Origin of the sequence: Caenimonas sp. SL110, from assembly GCF_001044395.1 — a bacterium.
Taxonomy (GTDB): Bacteria; Pseudomonadota; Gammaproteobacteria; order Burkholderiales; family Burkholderiaceae_C; genus Ramlibacter.
In genome coordinates, this window is record NZ_JANU01000049.1 from 1 (window position 1) to 1584 (window position 1584).

The window sequence follows — 1584 nt, forward strand, 5'->3', positions numbered from 1 at the left end:
CCTCGCGGGCCAAGCACCATGCCGGTGGCGTCCGCTCAGCTCAAACGTTATCCCTCGCCGCAAATGGCATCGCTTGACAAAGCGTACGAATAAACGTACGCTTTTGGTTGCAGGAGACTTCCATGGCCAATCCCGTTACCGCGAGCGAAGCTCGCGCCAACTTGTACCGACTGATCGACGAGACGAACGAGTCTCACCGTCCCGTCGTCATTGCTGGAAAGCGCAGCAGTGCCGTTCTCGTGTCAGCTGAAGACTGGGATGCGATCCAGGAGACGCTTTATCTTCTCTCCGTACCCGGCATGCGGGAATCCATCAAGAAGGGCATGGCCGAGCCTCTGGAGAAAAGTGCCAAGGAACTGAAGTGGTGACTTGGCAGGTCGTGTATGCCAAGCAAGCGCTGAAAGACGCCAAGAAGCTCGCATCTGCCGGTCTGAAAGAAAAGGCGCAGGAACTGTTGGAGGTCTTGAAGCGTAGCCCTTTCCAGAACCCTCCACCGTTCGAGAAGCTTGTGGGCGATCTCGAAGGCGCGTACTCCCGCCGAATCAACATTCAGCACCGTTTGGTGTATGAGGTATTCAAGAAGGAGCGGATCGTGCGCGTACTGCGGATGTGGACTCACTATGAGTGAAGCGAGGGATAACATGTCAATCGACACGGACACACACCTGCTTCGCCTTCGGCGCGCAGTTGTTTGCCGGTCATCTTGACGTTCGGCCTCGCGGAAAATTTGAGGATGTTGGATTTCTTGACAACAATTCCTCTGTGTTGTCATCATGTCCAACATGAAGGCTATCCCGCTAATTCGCCGTCGTATTGTCCTTGCTCCCGACGCATTCGCAGAGGTCGCCGTATGGCGAGTCCCAAAACCGGTCCCGCCTTCTGAGCACCCGTTCAAGTATCGTCTCGCTTATGTTGTTGGTGGTGAGTGCGTGCTGAGATATGACAACGAACGAGGTAAAGGTGATCACCGTCACTTCGGAGGGCAGGAGCTTGACTATGCCTTCTCAACGCCTGAACAGTTGATGCTCGACTTCAATGCTGATATTACGAGGTGGAATCATGAACACAGTCATTCTTGAGGTTCGGTCCCTGGCAGACACACTGGCGGACGCGGCCCGTGCCATGAAATCCGGCCGCGCCGAGCGTGAAGTTCGCATTGGCTTTGCCACTCCTGAGTTGCTGTGGCAAGTGCTTACGGCCAAACGATGGGAGTTGCTCAAGGCAATGTGTGGGGCGGGTGCAATGTCTATCCGCGAGGCGGCCAGACGCGTAGGGCGTGATGTGAAGGCTGTGCACGGGGACGTGGTGGCCTTGTTGGATGCAGGCGTTCTCAGTCGTGCGGCAGAGGGGGGCGTTGTGTTCCCCTTCGAAGCCGTGAAGGTTGAGTTCCTGCTTGAGGCGGCCTAGTCGTGCGCGCTACGAGGCCGAACTGGTCGTTCGAGCTGACAGCCCTCGGCAGGCCTCGATCTGCGGCTCAACTTCGACGTTAGGCAGCGCAGAAACTCCCGTGCTTGACGGCTGTGTCGTCATCCACACAATGTATGGATGAGATTTGAATGGGACCCCGTCAAAGCAGCGTCGAAC

The 1584-nt window shown here is 56.6% G+C and carries 4 protein-coding genes; all 4 read left to right on the forward strand.

What is annotated here, in order from left to right; all coding sequences use genetic code 11:
* Positions 1 to 122: 122 nt before the first annotated feature.
* The 4 genes from AQ12_RS19170 (at position 123) to AQ12_RS19180 (ending at position 1407) form a co-directional block, all read left to right on the forward strand.
* The gene (locus AQ12_RS19170) at positions 123 to 368 is read left to right on the forward strand and encodes a type II toxin-antitoxin system Phd/YefM family antitoxin (protein WP_048441574.1); all 246 of its coding nucleotides are present in this window, start codon (positions 123 to 125) and stop codon (positions 366 to 368) included.
* A complete protein-coding gene (locus AQ12_RS19175) occupies positions 365 to 628 on the forward strand; it encodes a Txe/YoeB family addiction module toxin (protein ID WP_048441576.1) in 264 nt (87 codons plus the stop codon). Before AQ12_RS19170 ends, AQ12_RS19175 begins: the two co-directional genes overlap by 4 nt.
* A gap of 154 nt (positions 629 to 782) precedes the next feature.
* Complete coding sequence (locus AQ12_RS22550) at positions 783 to 1079, forward strand: DUF6516 family protein (RefSeq protein ID WP_082151692.1); 297 nt, start codon at positions 783 to 785, stop codon at positions 1077 to 1079.
* Positions 1060 to 1407: an HTH domain-containig protein gene (locus tag AQ12_RS19180; protein WP_048441575.1), complete on the forward strand. Its 348-nt coding sequence runs from the start codon at positions 1060 to 1062 to the stop codon at positions 1405 to 1407. Before AQ12_RS22550 ends, AQ12_RS19180 begins: the two co-directional genes overlap by 20 nt.
* Positions 1408 to 1584 lie beyond the last annotated feature (177 nt).